General features: G+C 76.5%; 20 protein-coding genes. 11 read left to right on the forward strand and 9 right to left on the reverse strand.

The features are described 5' to 3' along the window. Nucleotides 1-135: 135 nt before the first annotated feature. Nucleotides 136-1017, forward strand: a complete 882-nt coding sequence (locus ACWIX6_RS13310; protein WP_448612906.1) for a diacylglycerol/lipid kinase family protein — start codon at nt 136-138, stop codon at nt 1015-1017. 63 nt (nt 1018-1080) lie between these two features. Here the strand turns inward: ACWIX6_RS13310 and ACWIX6_RS13315 are convergent, their stop codons facing one another. Genes ACWIX6_RS13315 through pheS form a run of 3 tightly spaced genes read right to left on the reverse strand, consistent with a single transcriptional unit; the run spans nt 1081 to nt 5457 of the window. Then, a complete protein-coding gene (locus tag ACWIX6_RS13315) occupies nt 1081-1896 on the reverse strand; it encodes an SDR family NAD(P)-dependent oxidoreductase (RefSeq protein ID WP_448612907.1) in 816 nt (271 codons plus the stop codon). Then, entirely contained in the window at nt 1889-4393 is a 2505-nt protein-coding gene (gene pheT, locus ACWIX6_RS13320) for a phenylalanine--tRNA ligase subunit beta (RefSeq protein ID WP_448612908.1), read from the reverse strand. The genes ACWIX6_RS13315 and pheT overlap by 8 nt, the downstream gene beginning before the upstream one ends. Next, nucleotides 4390-5457 carry a phenylalanine--tRNA ligase subunit alpha gene (gene pheS, locus ACWIX6_RS13325; protein ID WP_448612909.1) on the reverse strand — a complete coding sequence of 356 codons (1068 nt, stop codon included), beginning with the start codon at nt 5455-5457 and terminating at the stop codon, nt 4390-4392. Before pheS ends, pheT begins: the two co-directional genes overlap by 4 nt. 151 nt (nt 5458-5608) lie before the next feature. Between pheS and ACWIX6_RS13330 the strand changes: the two genes are divergently transcribed. The 4 genes from ACWIX6_RS13330 (at nt 5609) to ACWIX6_RS13345 (ending at nt 7992) form a co-directional block, all read left to right on the forward strand. Further along, nucleotides 5609-6451 (forward strand): EamA family transporter, encoded by an 843-nt coding sequence (locus tag ACWIX6_RS13330; protein ID WP_448612910.1) that lies wholly within the window; start codon nt 5609-5611, stop codon nt 6449-6451. 56 nt (nt 6452-6507) lie between these two features. Continuing rightward, complete coding sequence (locus ACWIX6_RS13335; protein WP_448612911.1) at nt 6508-6918, forward strand: MmcQ/YjbR family DNA-binding protein; 411 nt, start codon at nt 6508-6510, stop codon at nt 6916-6918. After that, entirely contained in the window at nt 6906-7466 is a 561-nt protein-coding gene (locus tag ACWIX6_RS13340; RefSeq protein WP_448612912.1) for a dihydrofolate reductase family protein, read from the forward strand. Before ACWIX6_RS13335 ends, ACWIX6_RS13340 begins: the two co-directional genes overlap by 13 nt. Nucleotides 7467-7563: 97 nt before the next feature. Beyond that, nucleotides 7564-7992, forward strand: coding sequence for an ester cyclase (locus ACWIX6_RS13345; protein WP_448612913.1), 429 nt, complete (start codon nt 7564-7566; stop codon nt 7990-7992). Between the two features lie 23 nt (nt 7993-8015). Here the strand turns inward: ACWIX6_RS13345 and ACWIX6_RS13350 are convergent, their stop codons facing one another. From ACWIX6_RS13350 to ACWIX6_RS13370, 5 genes are all read right to left on the reverse strand, one after another. Further along, the gene (locus ACWIX6_RS13350) at nt 8016-8822 is read right to left on the reverse strand and encodes a TrmH family RNA methyltransferase (protein WP_448612914.1); all 807 of its coding nucleotides are present in this window, start codon (nt 8820-8822) and stop codon (nt 8016-8018) included. Between the two features lie 137 nt (nt 8823-8959). Further along, nucleotides 8960-9349 (reverse strand): 50S ribosomal protein L20, encoded by a 390-nt coding sequence (gene rplT, locus ACWIX6_RS13355; protein ID WP_448612915.1) that lies wholly within the window; start codon nt 9347-9349, stop codon nt 8960-8962. A 35-nt stretch (nt 9350-9384) separates the two neighbouring features. Then, nucleotides 9385-9579, reverse strand: a complete 195-nt coding sequence (rpmI, locus tag ACWIX6_RS13360) for a 50S ribosomal protein L35 (RefSeq protein ID WP_448612916.1) — start codon at nt 9577-9579, stop codon at nt 9385-9387. A 127-nt stretch (nt 9580-9706) separates the two neighbouring features. Then, on the reverse strand, nt 9707-10366 hold the full coding sequence (gene infC, locus ACWIX6_RS13365; protein WP_448616999.1) for a translation initiation factor IF-3: 660 nt from the start codon (nt 10364-10366) through the stop codon (nt 9707-9709). Nucleotides 10367-10637: 271 nt separating this feature from the next. After that, complete coding sequence (locus ACWIX6_RS13370; protein ID WP_448612917.1) at nt 10638-11132, reverse strand: PH domain-containing protein; 495 nt, start codon at nt 11130-11132, stop codon at nt 10638-10640. Between the two features lie 60 nt (nt 11133-11192). Between ACWIX6_RS13370 and ACWIX6_RS13375 the strand changes: the two genes are divergently transcribed. The 5 genes from ACWIX6_RS13375 (at nt 11193) to ACWIX6_RS13395 (ending at nt 16299) form a co-directional block, all read left to right on the forward strand. Next, nucleotides 11193-12239 (forward strand): MBL fold metallo-hydrolase, encoded by a 1047-nt coding sequence (locus ACWIX6_RS13375; protein WP_448612918.1) that lies wholly within the window; start codon nt 11193-11195, stop codon nt 12237-12239. A gap of 56 nt (nt 12240-12295) precedes the next feature. After that, nucleotides 12296-13453, forward strand: coding sequence for a uroporphyrinogen-III synthase (locus ACWIX6_RS13380; RefSeq protein ID WP_448612919.1), 1158 nt, complete (start codon nt 12296-12298; stop codon nt 13451-13453). A gap of 53 nt (nt 13454-13506) precedes the next feature. Next, nucleotides 13507-14364 (forward strand): alpha/beta fold hydrolase, encoded by an 858-nt coding sequence (locus ACWIX6_RS13385; protein WP_448612920.1) that lies wholly within the window; start codon nt 13507-13509, stop codon nt 14362-14364. 97 nt (nt 14365-14461) lie between these two features. Then, nucleotides 14462-15265, forward strand: coding sequence for a hypothetical protein (locus ACWIX6_RS13390; protein WP_448612921.1), 804 nt, complete (start codon nt 14462-14464; stop codon nt 15263-15265). A 56-nt stretch (nt 15266-15321) separates the two neighbouring features. Further along, the gene (locus tag ACWIX6_RS13395; protein WP_448612922.1) at nt 15322-16299 is read left to right on the forward strand and encodes a methyltransferase; all 978 of its coding nucleotides are present in this window, start codon (nt 15322-15324) and stop codon (nt 16297-16299) included. A 40-nt stretch (nt 16300-16339) separates the two neighbouring features. Here the strand turns inward: ACWIX6_RS13395 and ACWIX6_RS13400 are convergent, their stop codons facing one another. Continuing rightward, nucleotides 16340-16678: an MmcQ/YjbR family DNA-binding protein gene (locus ACWIX6_RS13400; RefSeq protein WP_448612923.1), complete on the reverse strand. Its 339-nt coding sequence runs from the start codon at nt 16676-16678 to the stop codon at nt 16340-16342. Between the two features lie 182 nt (nt 16679-16860). Here ACWIX6_RS13400 and ACWIX6_RS13405 point away from each other — a divergent pair, with 182 nt between their 5' ends. Further along, a complete protein-coding gene (locus ACWIX6_RS13405; RefSeq protein ID WP_448612924.1) occupies nt 16861-17010 on the forward strand; it encodes a hypothetical protein in 150 nt (49 codons plus the stop codon). Nucleotides 17011-17020: the final 10 nt, after the last annotated feature.

A 17020-nucleotide genomic window follows, 5' to 3' on the forward strand; every position in this document is an offset into this window, starting at 1 on the left:
CCATGCCGGATCAACGTGCAAAGCGGGGTGCCGGTGCGTACCCAGGCCCCGCTCAGGGCAGAGAATGGTGCCGGTCCGCCCGCCTCCCGCTCCACCGAGCACGACGAGTCCGGACCGTCCCGAGGAGCCCGCCCCGTGAGCCCGTTCGACCGCATCCTGATCATCTTCAACCCGCACAGCACGGGCGACGCGCCGCACTCGGCGGAGGAGCTCCGGGCCGAGCTGGCGCGGCGGCTGCCCGGCGTCCCGCTGGAGATGTGCCCCACGCAGTACGCCGGGCACGCCCGCGAGCTGGCCCGCGAGGCGGCCGGCACCGGGCGTCCGCTGCTGGTCTCGGTCAGTGGGGACGGCGGCTACAACGAGGTCGTCGACGGCGTCATGCAGGCCGGGACCGACCGGGCCGTGTGCGCGGTGCGGGCCGCCGGGAACGCCAACGACCACCGCCGGACGACCCGGCAGCGCCCGCTGGCCGACGCCATCGTGGCCGGCGACGTCCGGCGGATCGACCTGCTGCGGCTGACGCTGGGCAGCGGACCGGAGGCGCAGACCCGGTACGCGCACTCCTACATCGGCGTCGGGCTGACCCCCGTCATCGCCGTCGACCTGGAGAAGGGCGGCAAGGGCTCTTGGCGGGAGATCCTGTCGGTGGTCCGCGGCTTCTCCCGGTTCCGCCCCTTCCCCATCCGGCTGGAGGACGGGCGGCGGCGCACCATCGACAGCCTGCTGTTCGCCAACATCACCGGGATGGCCAAGTACGCGACGCTGAGCGACGGCGGCCGTCCCGACGACGGCCGGTTCGAGGTGATCACCCAGCGGCGCACCGGCAAGCTGCGGGTGCTGGCCACCGCGGTCCGGGCCGCGACCCGGGGGCTGGGCCCGCAGCCCAGCGCCACCCACTACGCCTTCACCACCCTGGCGCCGATGCCGCTCCAGCTCGACGGCGAGCTGGTCGAACTGGAGCAGGGCACGCCGGTCGCCGTGGACATCGCCCCGCGGGCGCTGGCCACCGTCTTCTGAACCCGGCCCTCCTGCCAGACCCCGCCGCGAGCCTGCGAGTGGCGGATGCAGGAGGGTCCTTCCTCAGCCGATCGGGTCGTCGTCCCCGTAGGGCCGCAGCCGCAGCCGGCGGGCGTCCCCGCCGGGCGTCGTCGTCCGGAGCGTGTCCAGGTCGTCGGCGCCGGCCCGGAGGAACCGGCCGGACCACTGGTCCAGCTGCCCGGCGGCGATCGCCACGGCGAGGGCCACCACGTCCTCCGGCCGGGTCCACTCGGTGTGCCCGGCGTGCATCGGCATCGCCCGGGTCATCGCGGTGTCGATGACCCCGGGCGCCAGGTCGAAGGCCCGCACGCCGTGCGCGGAACCGGCGAGGTCGATCGCCTCGGTGATCCGCATCTGCGCGGACTTGCCGGCCGAGTAGGCGCTGTAGACGTCGCTGCCCCGGGTGCCCAGGCCGCTGCCCAGGCCGATCACCCGGCCGCCGCCCGCGGCGACCATGCCCGGGACCACGGCGCGGGCGAGCAGGAACGGCCCGCGGACCTGGCTCTCCACCACCTGCCACCACTGGTCGGGGTCGGCCGCCCACAGCGGCACCTCCGCGGCGTCGATCGCCCCGGCGTTGTTCACCAGCAGGTCGATCCGGCCCAACCCGCCCTCGCGCAGGGTGGCCATCATCCCGTCCACCGCCGCCGGGTCGGTGACGTCGGCGGCGACGGAGACCGTGCGGGCGCCGGTGGCCTGCTCGACCTCCCGCATGGCGGCCTGGATGCGGTCCGGCGTCCGGGCCATGCCGACGACGGTCGCGCCCTGGGCGGCCAGGCCCTCGGCCAGGTGCCGGCCGATCCCCGCCGACGCGCCGGTGACCAGCGCGACCTGACCGGTCAACAGCTGCTCAGCCATGACTGCCCACCTCACCTCTCAGGACCGCCCCCAGCTCGCCGGCCTGGTCCAGCGCGCGTGCCACGGCCTCGGCCACCTCCCCCCGGTTCAGGGTGCGGTCCGGCGCTCGGAACGTGAGCGCGTAGGCCAGTGACTTCTGCCCCTCGCCGAGCTGCTCGCCGGTGTACACGTCGAAGAGCTGGATCCGTTCGAGCAGGTCACCGGCGCCGCGGCGCAGCGCTGCCTCGACGGCGATCGCAGGCGTCGTCGTCTGCACGCTCACCGCCAGGTCCGTGTGCACCGGCGGGAACGTGGACACGTGCGGGCCCACCGGCACCGGGGCCGGCGGCAGGGCGTCGGCGTCCAGCTCCATCGCGCAGGTGCGGGCCGGCAGCTCCAGCGCGGCGCACACCCGCGGGTGCAGCTCGCCGGCGTACCCGACGACCTGCTCGGCGCCGCCGGCGGTCACCACCAGCTCCGCGCAGCGGCCCGGGTGCCAGGGCGCCCGCTCCCCCGCCCGGACGGTCAGCTCGACGCCGGCCGCGGCGGCCACCACCCGGGCGGCCTGGACCGCGTCGGCCCACCTGGCCGGCCGGCCGGGGCCCCACCAGCCGCGCGGCTCCCGGTGGCCGGCCAGCACCACGCCCACGTGCCAGGGCTGCTCCGGGACCGCGCTCAGCAGCGCGGCCAGGACGTCGTCGTCGGGGCGGCGGTCGACCCCGGGCACCGGCGCCCGGCCGCGGACGCCGCCGGGGAAGACCGCACCGTGCTCGAACACCGCCAGGTCGCGCTGCCCGCGGGCCAGGTTGCGGGCGAGGGTGGCGAGCAGGCCGGGCAGCAGGGTGGTGCGCATCGCCGGGGCCTCCTCCGACAGCGGGTTGCGCAGCAGGGTCAGCGCCCGCCGGTCGTCGTCCTCGGGCAGGGCCAGGGCGTCCAGCGCCGGCACGCCCACGAACGGGTAGGACGGCGCCTCGACGTAGCCGGCGTCGGCGAGTGCCCGGCCGATGCTGCGCCGGCGGCGCTGGCGCTCGGTGAGGCCCCGGCCGGTCGGCGCGGTCGGCAGCTCCGACGGGATGCCGTCCAGCCCGGCCAGCCGGACGACCTCCTCGACCAGGTCGGCCGGGTCCGTGAGGTCGCCGCGCCAGGACGGCGGGGTGACCGCCAGCCGGTCGCCGTCGGCCTCGACCGTGGCGCCGATCGTCGCCAGCGCGCCGAGGACCTGCTCGCGCGGGTAGTCGACCCCGGCGATCCGGCCGGGCAACCCGGCGTCGAGCTGGATGACCGGCCGCGGGCCGCGCGCGTCCACGTCGACCGGACCGCCGGCCACCCGGGCCCCGCCGTGCTCGGCCAGCAGCGCCGCCGCCCGGGCCAGCGCGACCAGCGGGACGTCGGGGTCGGTGCCGCGCTCGAAGCGCTTGGCCGCCTCGCTGGGCAGCTTGTGTCGGCGGAGGGCGCGGGAGATGCCGGTGGGCTCCCAGTGGGCGGCCTCCAGCAGCACCGCGGTGGTCCCGTCGCCGATCTCGGTGCTCGCGCCGCCCATCACGCCGGCCAGGCCGATCGGGCCCGAGCCGTCGGTGATCAGCAGGTCGTCGTCGGTCAGCGGGCGGGCGGCGCCGTCCAGGGTGGTGAGCCGCTCGCCGGCGGCCGCCCGCCGGACGGTGATCGGGCCGTCGACGGTGTCCCGGTCGAAGGCGTGCATCGGCTGCCCGAGCTCGAGCATCACGTAGTTGGTGACGTCGACGGCCAGCGAGATGCTGCGGACGCCGCACTGGGCCAGCCGGCGTCGCAGCTCCCACGGGCTGGGTGCGGCCGGGTCGAGGCCCTCCATCGCCACCATGACGAACCGGTCGCAGCGGGCCGGGTCGGCGACCGTGACCGCCCAGCCGGGGTCGCCGGACCAGGCGGGCAGGGTCAGGTCCGCCGGGTCGCGCCAGGGGACGCCCAGCGCGCCGGCGAGGTCGCGGGCGATGCCGCGCATGGACATGGCATAGCCGCGGTCGGGGGTGACCTCCAGGTCCAGCACGACGTCGTCCAGCCCCACCAGCGGGCCGGCGGGGGTACCGGGCACCAGGGTGGCCGCGTCGCCGTCCCCGTGCCCGAGGACCAGGATCCCGCTGTGGTCCTCGCCCACGCCGAGCTCGCGGGAGGAGCAGATCATCCCGTCGGAGACGTGGTCGTAGGTGCTCCGGGCGGCGATGGCGAAGTCGCCGGGCAGCACCGCGCCGGGCAGCGCGACGGCGACCAGGTCGTCGACGACGAAGTTCCGGGCGCCGCAGACGATGCCCCGGGGAGCGCTCTCCCCGACGTCCACCTGGGTGTAGCGGATCGGCTTCTTGAAGCCGGTCAGCTCCTCGATCCCCAGCACCCGGCCGACCACCAGCGGCCCGGTGGTGGTCGGCGGGCGGTGCACGTCCTCGACGGTGAGGCCGAGCCGGACGAACGCGGCGTCCAGGTCCTCGACCGTGGTCCCCGCGGGGAGGTCGACGAGCTCGGCCAGCCAGCTGACCGGGACCCTCACGCCTGCACCCCGAAGGCCGCGGTGAACCGGACGTCGCCCTCGACGATGTCCCGCATGTCCCCCACGCCGGAGCGGAACTGCAGGGCGCGCTCGATGCCCATGCCGAACGCGAAGCCGGTGTACTCCTCCGGGTCGACGCCGCAGGCGGTCAGCACCCGGGGGTTCACCATCCCGCAGCCGCCCCACTCCACCCACTGCGGGCCGTCGCGGTGCTCGGGGAACCAGACGTCGAACTCCGCCGACGGCTCGGTGAAGGGGAAGAAGTGCGGCCGCCAGCGCGTGCGCGCGTCCGCGCCGAACAGCGCGCGGGCCAGGTGGTCCAGCGTGCCGCGCAGGTGCGCCATGGTCAGCCCGCGGTCCACGGCCAGGCCCTCGACCTGGTGAAAGACCGGGGTGTGCGTCGCGTCCAGCTCGTCGGTCCGGTACACCCGGCCGGGGGCCACGACGTAGATCGGCGGCCGGCGCTCCAGCATCGTGCGGGCCTGCACCGGGCTGGTGTGCGTGCGCAGCACCAGGCCGGAGTCCTCCGGGGCCACGAAGAAGGTGTCGGCCAGCGACCGGGCCGGGTGGTCCGGGCCGGTGTTGAGCGCGTCGAAGTTCAGCCACTCGGCCTCGAGCTCGGGCCCCTCGGCGATCTCGTAGCCCATCCCGATGAAGACGTCGGCGATGCGCTCGGTGACCGTGGTGATCGGGTGCCGGGCGCCCAGGGGTGTGCGGTCCCAGGGCAGCGTCACGTCGACCCGCTCCTCGGCCAGCACCCGGGCGTCCCGCTCGGCCTCCAACTCCGCCAGCCGCGCCGTGTGGGCCTCGGTGACGGCCACCCGGGCGGCGTTGACGCGCTTGCCGGCCTCGGCGCGGGCGGCCGGGGGCAGCGCACCGAGCTCGCGGCGGGCCAGCAGCACCGGGGCGCGGTCACCCAGGTGCGCCGGGCGGACCGCGGCGAGCGCGTCGAGGTCCGCGGCGGCGGCGAAGGCGTCGGTCGCGGCGCGCACGGCGGCGTCGAGGGCCTCCGGGGACAGCGCAGCGACCTGCTTGGGGTCGTAGGGGTCGTTGGCGCCAGACACGGGAGGCCATTCTGCCCGGGGGCCGGCCTGCCGCGCGCCCGGGTTCCGCGGGCGGTCCCGCGCGGCCCCGTGCCCGGCCGGGGGGCGCGCCGCCGGGTGCTACAACGACTGCGGTGCGCGCCGCTGGTGCGCACCGGAAGGAGGGGGCGGCGTGGCGGTGGTCCTGGCGCTGGCGTCGGCCGTCGTCTACGGCGCGGCGGACTTCCTCGGCGGGCTGTCCAGCCGGCGGGCCTCGGCGTTCGGCGTGGTCGCGCTGTCGCAGGCCGTCGGCCTGGTCGTGCTGCTGGCGGTGCTGCCCTGGCTCGGTGGCCGGGTCGGCCCGGCCGACCTGGCCTGGGGTGCGGCCGCCGGCCTGGCCGGGTCCGCGGGGCTGGTCGTCTTCTTCCGCGCCCTGGCCTCCGGGGTGATGAGCGTGATCGCCCCGGTGACGGCGGTGACGGCGGCCGCGGTCCCGGTCCTCGTCGGGCTGGCCGGCGGGGAGCGCATCGGCGCGCTGGCCGCGGCCGGCATCGTCCTGGCGCTGGGCGCCGTGGTGCTGGTGTCCGCCGAGGACGGCCTGGCGGGCCTGCGGGCGGCCCGGCCGGCCGGCCTGGGTCCCGCGCTGGCGGCCGGAGCGGCATTCGGCGTCTTCTTCGTGTTCCTCGACCGCACGTCGGCGGGCTCCGGGGTGACGCCGCTGGTCACCGGACGGCTGGCGTCGGTGTGCCTCGTGGTCGCCGTCGCCGTCCTCGCGGGGCACTCGCTGCGGGTCGGCCGGCCGGCGCTCCCGCTGGTGGCGCTGTCCGGGATCGGCGACATGACGGCGAACGCGCTGTTCCTCCTGGCCACCCAGCAGGACGGTCAGCTGGCCGTCACCGGGGTGCTGGCCTCGCTGTACCCGGTCAGCACCGTCGTCCTGGCCCAGGTGCTGCTGCGCGAGCGGCTGGCCGGCGCCCAGGTCACGGGCCTCGGGACCGCGGTGGCGGCGGTCGTGCTGATCACGCTGCCCGACTGAGGCAGCCCGCGGCGGCCGGGGATGACGCCGGGGTCGCGCAGCGGCAGGATCGGCCCGTGACCGCCAGCTGGACCGCCGAGGACCGCGACACGGTGCGGGAACGGGTCCGCGCCGCCGCCGCGCTGCCAGGCGTCGAGATCGACGAGTCCAACGGCCACACCGGCTTCTCGGTGCGCGGGAAGCGGTTCGCCTGGCTGCTGGTCGACCACCAGGACGACGGACGGCTGGCGCTGTGCGTCAAGGCGCCGGCCGGGGAGCAGGAGGCCCTCGTCGGTCGTGGCGGCTGCTGGTTCGTCCCGGCCTACCTGGGCAGCCGCGGCTGGGTCGGCGTCGACCTGGCTCCCGCGGCCGGCGCGGACTGGGACGAGGTGTCGGCGCTGGTCGAGCAGGCATGGGCGATGACCGCGCCGAAGCGGCTGGTCGCCCAGCTCGCGGCTCCGGGAGGCGAGGCGTCGTGGCGCGGCTGACCTACGCCTCGATCGCCTCGCTGGACGGCTACATCGCCGACGCGGACGGCGACTTCAGCTGGGCCGAGCCGGACGAGGAGGTGCACCGGTTCGTCAACGAGCAGGAGGAGGACGTCGGCACCTACCTCTACGGGCGGCGGCTCTACGAGACGATGGCCGTCTGGGAGGACGACGACTGGCTGGCCGACGAGCCGCCGCTGATGCACGACTACGCGCGGATCTGGCGGGCAGCGGACAAGGTCGTCTACTCCACGACCCTGCCGTCGGTGTCCACCCCGCGGACCCGGCTGGAACGCACCTTCGACCCCGCGGCGGTGCGCCGGCTGGTGGACGGGGCCGACCGCGACGTCGGGGTGGGCGGCGCGACCCTGGCGGCCGCGGCACTGCACGCCGGTCTGGTCGACGAGTGCTCGGTGTTCGTCGTCCCGGTCGTGGTGGGCGGCGGGACGCCCTGGCTGCCCGCGGGGCTGCGGCTGGACCTGGAGCTGACCGAGGAGCGCCGGTTCGCCGGCGGCGTCGTCCTGCTGAGGTACCGCACCCGCTGGTGAGGTCGCGGCCGGTGCCGAAGGGCTCTGGCGGCTCCGGGCCGGAGCGTCCCCAGGATCCGCTCCGCGGGGACCGCAGCCGTGCAGTCCAGGAGGGGCCATGCCCGCGTCCGCAGATCTCGTCGAGCGTGCCCGCCAGCGGTGGAACGCCGGGGACCTCGCCGGCTACCTCACCCTCTACTCCGACCAGGTCCGGCTGTACGGCGCGTCGCCCGAACCGATGGGCAAGGAGCAGATCGCCGGCTTCTACGCGACGATCTGGTCGGCGCTCGGCGCTCCGGGACGACCCAACCCCCGGCTGGAGTTCCACGAGGTCCTCGTGGACGGGGACCCCTTCTCCTGCCGGTTCACCATGACCGGTGAGCACCGCGGCGACTTCCTCGGCGTGCCGGCAACCGGGAGGCCCTACCAGCTGCCGGGCATCACGATCATGCGGTTCCGGGGGGAACAGATCGTCGAGCGCTGGTCGAGCGCCGACTTCCTCGGGCTGCTCGTGCAGTTCGGCGCCGTCCCTACCCCGGCCGGCTGAGCCCGGCCGGCTCCCAGGACCGCTCAGCCCTGGGCGAGCTGGGTGGCGTAGAGGCAGATCGCGGCGGCGGCGGACAGGTTCAGGCTCTCCGCCCGGCCGCGCATCGGGATGCTGACCCGGGCGTCGGCCGCCGCGGCGAGGCCCGGGTCCAGACCGCGCGCCTCGTTGCCGAACAGCCACAGCACCGGCGCGGCCAGCAGCCCCTCGCCGGCGGCCCGGTCCAGCGGGACCTCTCCCCCGCCGTCCGCCGCGAGCACGGTGACGCCGGCGGCCTGCACCGCCGGCACCAGCTCGGCCAGCGGCGCACTGCGGACGACGTCCACGTGGAAGAGGCTGCCGGCGCTGCTGCGCACCACCTTGCCGTTGTACGGGTCGGCGGAGCCCGTGCCGAAGACCACCGCACCGGCACCGCAGGCGTCCGCAGTGCGCAGCACGGTGCCGGCGTTGCCCGGGTCGTTGAGCTCGGCCAGCGCCACCGCCAACCGCGGCGGGTCGGCGGTCAGCGCGTCGGCCGGGACGTCCCGGAGGGCGCAGACCGCGACCAGGCCCTGCGGGGTCACCGTCTCCGACAGCGACGCGGCGGCCCGCTCCGTGACCAGCCGGACCGGGACGACGGTGCCGGCCAGCAGGTCGCGGTGCGCGGCGGCCGCGGCCTCGGTGACGAACACCTCACGGACGGCGGCGGGGTCCCGCTCGGCCTCGGCCAGGGCCTCGCTGACCGCCTGCCGCCCCTCGGCGAGGAACGCGCCGGCGCCGTCCCGGCCGCTGCGCCGGGTCAGCTTCCGGGCCGCGGCCACCCGCCCGGAGCGCTCGGTCAGCAGGTCGGGCACGGCGCGCTCCTCTCGATCGTGGACAGACGACGACGCCGTCGCGGAGAGCCAGGCTCCCTGCGACGGCGTCGTGGGTCGGCCCTCCTGCAGGGGCCCGCCGCGAGCTTGCGAGGGGCGGGGGGCAGGAGGGTCCTTTCTCAGGCGGCAGCGGCGCCGGTCGCCTCGGGGTTCGCGGCGAGCGCGGCCCGGGCGGACTCCACCAGCGCGGCGAAGGCGGCGGGCTCGCTGACGGCGAGCTCGGCCAGGACGCGGCGGTCCAGCTCGATGCCGGCCAGCTTGAGGCCCTGCATGAACCGGTTGTAGGTCATGTCGTTCTGCCGGGCCGCGGCGTTGATCCGGGTGATCCACAGCTTGCGGAAGTCGCCCTTGCGGACCTTGCGGTCGCGGTAGTTGTAGGTCGCGGAGTGGAGGATCTGCTCCTTGGCCTTGCGGTACAGCCGCGAACGCTGCCCGCGGTAGCCGCTGGCGGCCTCGAGGGTCGTACGACGCTTCTTCTGGGCGTTGACCGCCCGCTTCACGCGTGCCACGTGGAAGCTCCTGTCTGCTGGTTACGGGTGGGCGGTCAGAGACCGAGGAGCTTCTTCATCCGGCTGGTGTCGGCCGGGGACAGCACCCCGATGCCGGAGACCCGGCGCTTCCGGCCCGAGGACTTGACCTCGAACTTGTGCTGGTTGTTCGTGTGCTCACGAACCAGCTTCCCGCTGCCCGTGACACGGACCCGCTTGGCCGTGCCCTTGTGGGTCTTGTTCTTCGGCATGTCCTCGTCCTCGTTCGTCTGGGTGGCCCCGGCCGCAGGGCATCGCCTGCGGCCCGGACCGTCGTGGTGGCTCGGCCCTCCTCCAGCGCCTCACCGCGAGCGGTGGGGTGGCAGGAGGGTCCTCGATCTAGGCGGGGGGCGCCTGCTCCGGGGCCTGGGCCTGCTCGGCGGCCGCGTGCTTCTCGGCCTTCGCGCTGCGGCGGACGGCGTCCGACGCGGCCTGGTTCCGGTGCGGGGCGATCACCATGACCATGTTCCGGCCGTCCTGCTTGGGGTTGGACTCCACCACCCCCAGCTCGGAGACGTCCCCGGCCAGCCGCTGCAGCAGCCGGTAGCCCATCTCGGGGCGGGACTGCTCGCGACCGCGGAACATCACGGTGATCTTGACCTTGTCGCCGCCCTTGAGGAAGCGCTCGACGTGGCCCTTCTTGGTCTCGTAGTCGTGCGGGTCGATCTTCAGGCGCAGCCGCATCTCCTTGATGACGGTGAGCGCCTGGTTCCGCCGGGCCTCGCGGGCCTTCTGGGCGGCTTCGTACTTGAACTTGCCGTAGTCCATGAGCTTGACGACGGGCGGCCGGGCCATGGGGGCGACCTCGACCAGGTCGAGCTCGGAGTCCTGGGCCAGCCGCAGCGCTTCGCCGATCGGCACGATGCCGACCTGCTCGCCCTCCGGTCCGACCAGGCGGACCTCGGGGACACGGATGCGGTCGTTGATGCGGGGCTCGGTGATGGCCTCTCCTCTGCTGCCTGCGGTGAGGAGTCTGCGGCCCGTCCCGGGTCCACACAGCGACGAGGCCCCGTGAGCCGGAGCTCACGGGGCCCACTCGCCGGTCGCGCGCACACGTCACCAGGGACGGTGCGGCACAGCGACCGGCCGGGGCCGGTCTCTGCGATCCGGGGACCTGGACGCCTAGACGGCGCCAGGTGGGAGCGGGCTCCTCTTGGTCGGTGACCCGGGGCGGGGTCACCGTGGGTGGTGCGCCTCGATGTAGCGGGGGGAGGCGCTGCCATGTTACAGCGCCGGGACCGGTGCCGTCATTCCCGGGTCGGCGGGGCCGTCAGTCGTACAGCAGCGGCGTCCGGTCGGCGGGGCCGCCGTCCGCCGCGGCGCTGGCCGCGTGCAGCGCCCGCAGGCCCTCCACCGCGACCGCGGCGCGCTCCTTGTCGGCGGCCTGCACGGCCAGCACGGCGAGCTCGTCGCCGTTGCTGAGCAGCAGCGTCGCCCACGGCGAGTGCCGGTCGAACCGCACGGCACGCACCACCGACCAGGGCAGCCGGTGGTCCCCGAGCACGTTGCGCACCCGGATGCCCGCGGCGTCGGCGTCCACCCGCGGCCGCGCGAGCCACAGCACCCCCGCGGCCATCGACAGGCCCAGGACGACCATGGCCACCTGGTCGGCGGTCCCGAAGGCGACGACGCCGGTGCTGGAGTCCTTGAGCAGCAGCGCCACCACGCTCATCACCGCGACCAGGACGACGGCGGCCAGGACACAGATGACCCGCAGGCGGCGGGGAACCGCCGTCACCGGGCGCGGCTCAGCTCGGTCGGTCACGCCCCCATCCTGCACCGCCGGCGCCAGGAGGTGCGGCGGGCGGCTGGCAGAGTGCCGGGCGTGGACATCACCGGGACGGCGCAGCACGAGGCGTGGCAGAGCAAGCAGCTGCCCCCGGTGGAGCAGCTGCGTGAGGGCCTGTGGTCGATCCCGGTGCCGATCCCGCACAACCCGCTGCGCTACGTCTCGGTGTACGCCCTCGCCGTCCCCGGCGGGGTGGGCCTCATCGACACCGGCTGGGAGAGCGACGCGGGCTGGACGGCGCTGACCAGCGGGCTGGCCGGCATCGGCGCGTCGGTGGCCGACGTCCGCGGCGTCGTCGTGACCCACCTGCACTTCGACCACCTGGGGCTGGCCCGGCACGTCCGGGAGGCCTCCGGCGCCTGGATCGCGATGCACCCGGCCGACGCCGAGCTCGTCCGCGGCTGGAACGGCCGGGACGGGGCCGCCGCCGTCTCCCGGGAGGTCGAGTACCTGGTCGGGCTGGGCGCCGACCGGGAGGAGGCGGTGGCCGACGTCGGCGGGCCGGAGGGTCTGGAGGCGGTCACCCGGATGGCCGCGCCGGACCGGCTGCTCGCCGACGGCGACCTCGCCGACTTCCCGGGGTGGTCGCTGCGGGCGGTGCACACCCCGGGCCACACGCCCGGGCACCTGTGCTTCGACGAGGAGCGGACCGGGCTGTTCTTCTCCGGTGACCACGTGCTGCCGCGGATCAGCCCGAACATCTCCACCAGCCGGGACGGCGAGGCCGATCCGCTGGGCTCCTACCTCTCCTCCCTGGCCGCCGTCCGGGACCGCGGGCCCGCCGAGGTGCTGCCCGCCCACGAGTGGCGGTTCCGCGGGCTGGCCGACCGGGTCGACCAGCTGACCGAGCACCACGAGCAGCGGCTCGCCGAGCTGCTGACCGCCGTCCGGAGGCACCCGCACAGCACCCCCTGGGAGCTGGCGGCCTTCCTGACCTGGTCGCGGCCGTGGTCGTCCTACGCGCGGCGGATGCGGATCTTCGCGGTCACCGAGACCGACGCGCACCTGCAGCTGCTGGCGGCGCGGAGGCTGGTCGTCGGGTCGTCGGAGCCGGTGCGGACCTGGACCGCCGCGGTCCGCTGAGGGCCGGGAGGACACCGCGTCACACCGTCGGAACACCGACCGCGCACCATGGCGGGGTGACCGAGACCCCGCTGGAGACCGCCGCCGTGGACGCCGCCGACGGCGGTGCCGCGCCGGCCGCGGAGGTGCTGCCGCTGGCCGGCTACACGGTGGCGGTGACGGCGGCCCGCCGGCGCGAGGAGCTGGGCGCGCTGCTGGACCGCCGCGGCGCCCGGGTGGTGCACGCACCTGCGATCCGGATCGTGCCGCTGGCCGACGACGCCGACCTGGTGTCGGCGACCCGCGAGGTCCTGGCCGCGCCGGTCGACCTGGTGGTCGCCACCACCGGCGTGGGCTTCCGCGGCTGGCTGGAGGCGGCCGAGGCGTGGGACCTGCCGGTGCGGGAGCACCTGCGCTCTGCGCGGGTGCTGGCCCGGGGCCCCAAGGCCCGCGGTGCCATCCGCGGCGCCGGGCTGGTCGACGCCTGGTCGCCGGCCTCGGAGAGCTCCGCGGAGGTGCTCGACCACCTGCTCTCCGGCGCGGAGGGCCCGATGGCGGGCCGGCGGATCGCCGTCCAGCTGCACGGCGATCCGCTGCCGGACCTGGTCAGCGGGCTGCGGGCGGCCGGCGCCGAGGTGCTGCAGGTGCCGGTCTACCGCTGGGTCCCGCCGGAGGACACCGGGCCGCTGCGCCGGCTGGTCACCGTCGTCGCCGCCCGCGGGGTGGACGCGGTCACCTTCACCAGTGCGCCGGCCGCGGCGAGCCTGCTGCAGGTCGCCGAGGAGGAGGGGGTGCGCGCCGGCGTGCTCGGCGCCTTCGCCGACACGGTGCTGGCGGTGTGCGTCGGGCCGGTGACCGCCGCGCCGCTGGAGGCCGCCGGCGTCGCGACCGTGCAGCCCGAGCGGGCCCGGCTGGGGGCGCTGGCCCGTGAGGTGGTCGCCCGGCTGCCCGAACGGGACCCGGTCGTCCCCGTCGGTCGGCACACGCTGCAGGTCCGGGGGTACGCGGCGGTGCTCGACGGGCGGCTGGTGGAGCTCGCCCCGGGTCCGATGGCGGTGCTGCGGGCGCTGGCCCGCCGTCCCGGGAGCGTGGTGTCCCGCCCCGACCTGCTGGCCGAGCTGTCCGGCGGCGGCGACGCGCACGCGGTGGAGATGGCGGTGACCCGGCTGCGGGCCGCCCTCGGTGCCCCGGTGGTGGAGACCGTGGTCAAGCGGGGGTACCGCCTGGCGGTCTGACGCCCACGGAAACCCGGTTGACCGCTGCCGGCGGTGGGACCGACCGTGCTGGCATGCGCCCGGACGCCGTGCGGTACGACCCCGAGCAGCTCAGCGCCGCCGGGGACGTCGAGCTGTGCTCCGACGCCTTCGGCGACCCGGCGGACCCGTCGGTGCTGCTGGTGATGGGGATGGGCTTTCAGCTCGTCCACTGGCCGGAGGAGTTCTGCCGCCGGCTGGCCGCCGAGGGTCTCCGGGTGGTCCGCTTCGACAACCGCGACGCCGGCCGCTCGACCCACCTGCCCGGCCGCCGGTACCGGCTGGAGGACATGGCCGGGGACGCCGTCCGGCTGCTGGACGCCCACGGGATCGCGGCCGCCCACGTGGTGGGTGCCTCGCTGGGCGGGATGGTCGCCCAGACGATGGCCGTGGAGCACCCCGGCCGGGTCCGGTCGCTGGCGTCGCTGATGTCCACGACCGGCGCCCGCGGGGTCGGCCGGACGTCGCTGCGGGTCTACCGGCACGCCCTGGGCCGGCGGCCCCGGACGACGGAGGAGGCGGTGGAGCGGCGGGTGCGGGCCTTCGCGACCGTCGGGTCGACCGGCTTCCCGCAGGACGTCGACGAGCTGCGGCGGACCACGGCGCTGGCGTTCCAGCGGGACCCCGACAGCCGTGCCGGCGCGCGCCGTCAGCTCCGCGCGGTCCGGACCGCCGGTGACCGCACCGCGAGCCTGCGCCGGATCCAGGTGCCCACCGTCGTGGTGCACGGCACCGCCGACCGGATGTGCGCCCCCTCCGGCGGGCGGGCGACCGCGGCGGCCGTCCCCGGGGCGCGCCTGGTGCTCGTCCCGGGCCTGGGCCACGACCTGCCGCGCGGTGCCTGGCCGGTGCTGCTGGACGCCGTCGTCGCGAACGCCCGCCGCGCCGGCTGACCCGCTGGACGGTCGTCCTCGGCGGCCGTGCCCCGCTGTGGGGAGGGACGCCGGCGGCCGGGTGCAGCCCCCGGGCGGAGCAGCGATGATCACCGGCGTGGACAGCGCAGCACGGGAGGACGCCGCACCGGGGCGGGACCTGGTGGAGGCCGGCGCGACGATCGCCGGGTCGATGACCCGGGCGGCGGCGGGCGTCGTCTTCGCTCCCGGCCAGGCGGCCGTGGCCGTGGACGACCGGGTCGCCGGTGCGCTGCGTGCCGCGGCCGACGACCTGGCCGGCGGCCGGCTCCCGGGGCGCGAGCGGGCCCGCGCCGGCGCCGCGCTCGCCTTCGCCGTGGAGCACAGCGTGCTGCTGACCCGCAGCGAGCGCCGGGTCCGCACCGACGGCTTCTTCACCGAGCGGGCCGGCGGGCGGGTCGCCGCCCGGGAGGTGCTGGACGGGGTGGTGTCCGCGGCGCGGCGGTCGGCCGAGGAGCGCCGGATCCGCCACCTGGGCTACCTGTTCGCAGAAGTGGCCGTCTCCCCCGACATCGACGCGCCGCTGGCCGCCCGGGCGCTGCGGCTGGCCGAGGTGTGCAGCTGGCGGCAGCTGGCCCTGCTGGCCGCCGTGGGCCGCCGGGACCGGGCGCCGCTGCCGCTCGCGCCGCTGGCCGACGAGCCCCGCGAGTGGACGGCGTGGGGTGCCCGGGAGGACGTCGCCGACCTGCAGCGCAGCGGCCTGCTCGACCCGCCGCCCGCCGTCCCCCGACCCGGGGGGTCGGCGCTGCCGCGGCTGCGCCCCGCCGACCTGCGGCTGACCCGGCGCGGCGTGCTCGCCCACCGGCTGCTGGCGCTGGACTTCGTCCGGGACGACGACGTCCGGGCCGCGCTCGCCGATCTGGGCGTCCTCCCGCCGTCCTGACCTGCCGCCGGCTGCGCTCGTTGTCGCGGCCCCTCGCGCGGTGCCAGCATCGTCCCGTGTCCGGATCCGCTGCCGCCCGGCTGGCCCGCCTGGCCGACGGCTACCTGGTGACGCACCTGCTGCACGTCGCGGCGACGCTCGGGGTCCCCGAGGCGCTCGCCGGCGGCCCGCGCAGCTCGGCGGAGCTGGCCGCGGAGCTGGGTGTCCGGCCGGGCCCGCTGCACCGGGTGCTGCGGGGCCTCGCCGCCGAGGAGGTGCTCGACGAGCTCCCCGACGCCCGGTTCGCCCTGACGGCCACCGGGCAGCTGCTGCGCGCCGACGTGCCCGGCTCGCTGCGCGGGGCGGTGAGCGCCCGCGCCGAGCTGTACCACGCCGCCGTGGCGGGTCTGCCCGACGCCGTCCGCTCCGGTGGCACGCCCTTCGAGCTGGTGCACGGGCAGCCGTTCTTCGACCACGTGGCCGCGGCGCCGGAGCGGCTGGCCGCCTTCCAGGCTTCGATGGCCGACCGCTCGGCCCGCGAGGCCGGCGCGGTGGTCGCCGCGTACGACGTGTCGGGTTGGGGCTCCGTCGTCGACGTCGGCGGCGGCACCGGGACGCTGTTGCGCGCGGTCCGGGAGCGGGCCCCGTCGGCCGACGTCGTCCTCTTCGACCGGCCCGAGGTCGTCGCGCGCTCGGACCTCCCGTCGGTGGGCGGGGACTTCTTCGCCGGCGTGCCCGGCGGCGCCGACGCCTACCTGCTCTCCCGCGTCCTGCACGACTGGGACGACGACGGCGCCTTGCGCGTGCTGCGCAGCTGCCGGAGCGCCATGCGGCCGGACTCGGTGCTCGCCGTCGTCGAGGCGGTGCTGCCCGAGCGCGCCGTCGACGACCCGGCGGCGGTGCGGATGGACCTGCACGTGCTCCTGCTGCTGCACGGACGCGAGCGCACCGCGGAGGAGTACGCCGGGCTCTTCGACGCCGCAGGTCTGCGGCTCACCGCCGACGTCCCGACCGACGCCGGGGTGCACGTCCTCGAGGCCCGTCCCGGGGCGTGACCCGCAGCGCCACGTCGAGCACCTGCCGGGCGCGGTGCGGTCAGCGCCGGCGTTGCTCCCGGAGCGCCGCGGGCGCCCGCCGCGACCAGGCGTCCTCGACCAGCTCGTCCAGCAGCCCGGGGTCGACCTCGGCCAGCCGCACCCGGACGCCGGACGGCTTCCGCCCCCACCAGAGCAGCTCGACGCCCGCGGCCCCGCCGGAGGTGACGGCGCGGGCGAGGTCCTCGCCCACCATCACGTTGAGGACGCCGTCGTCCGGGACGGTCGCGACGACCTTGCCGCCGCCGACCCGGAAGGAGCGGCGGCCGTGGTGGTCGGCCTCGGTGACCCCCGGCAGCGCCAGCAGGACCGCCACCGCCTCGTCCGGCGCCACGGTCACGGCCGGCCTGCCAGGACCTCGCGGTCGTGCGGGTCGTACGAGGAGGTGACCGTGGTGGGACCTCGCAGCATCGCGGCGCCTCCCGTCGTGGTCAGGTGCGGGGGACCCTAGGCCCGGCCACCGACGGGTCTGCCCTCGTCCGCGCCGTTGCCCGCACCCGCGCGGCCCGCCAGGGTGGCGGCATGGAGCAGACCGTGGAGCAGCAGCTGGTGCACGCCGCGACCGACGAGATGCGGGTCCCGTTCTGGGTGGTGCTGGCCGGCGTGGGGGTCGGCGCGTTCTGGGCGCTGGCGGGCGTCCTCGTCGGCAGCCGGCTGCGCCGCCGGGCCTGAGAGCCCTGTG

This window comes from Modestobacter sp. URMC 112, from assembly GCF_053502575.1.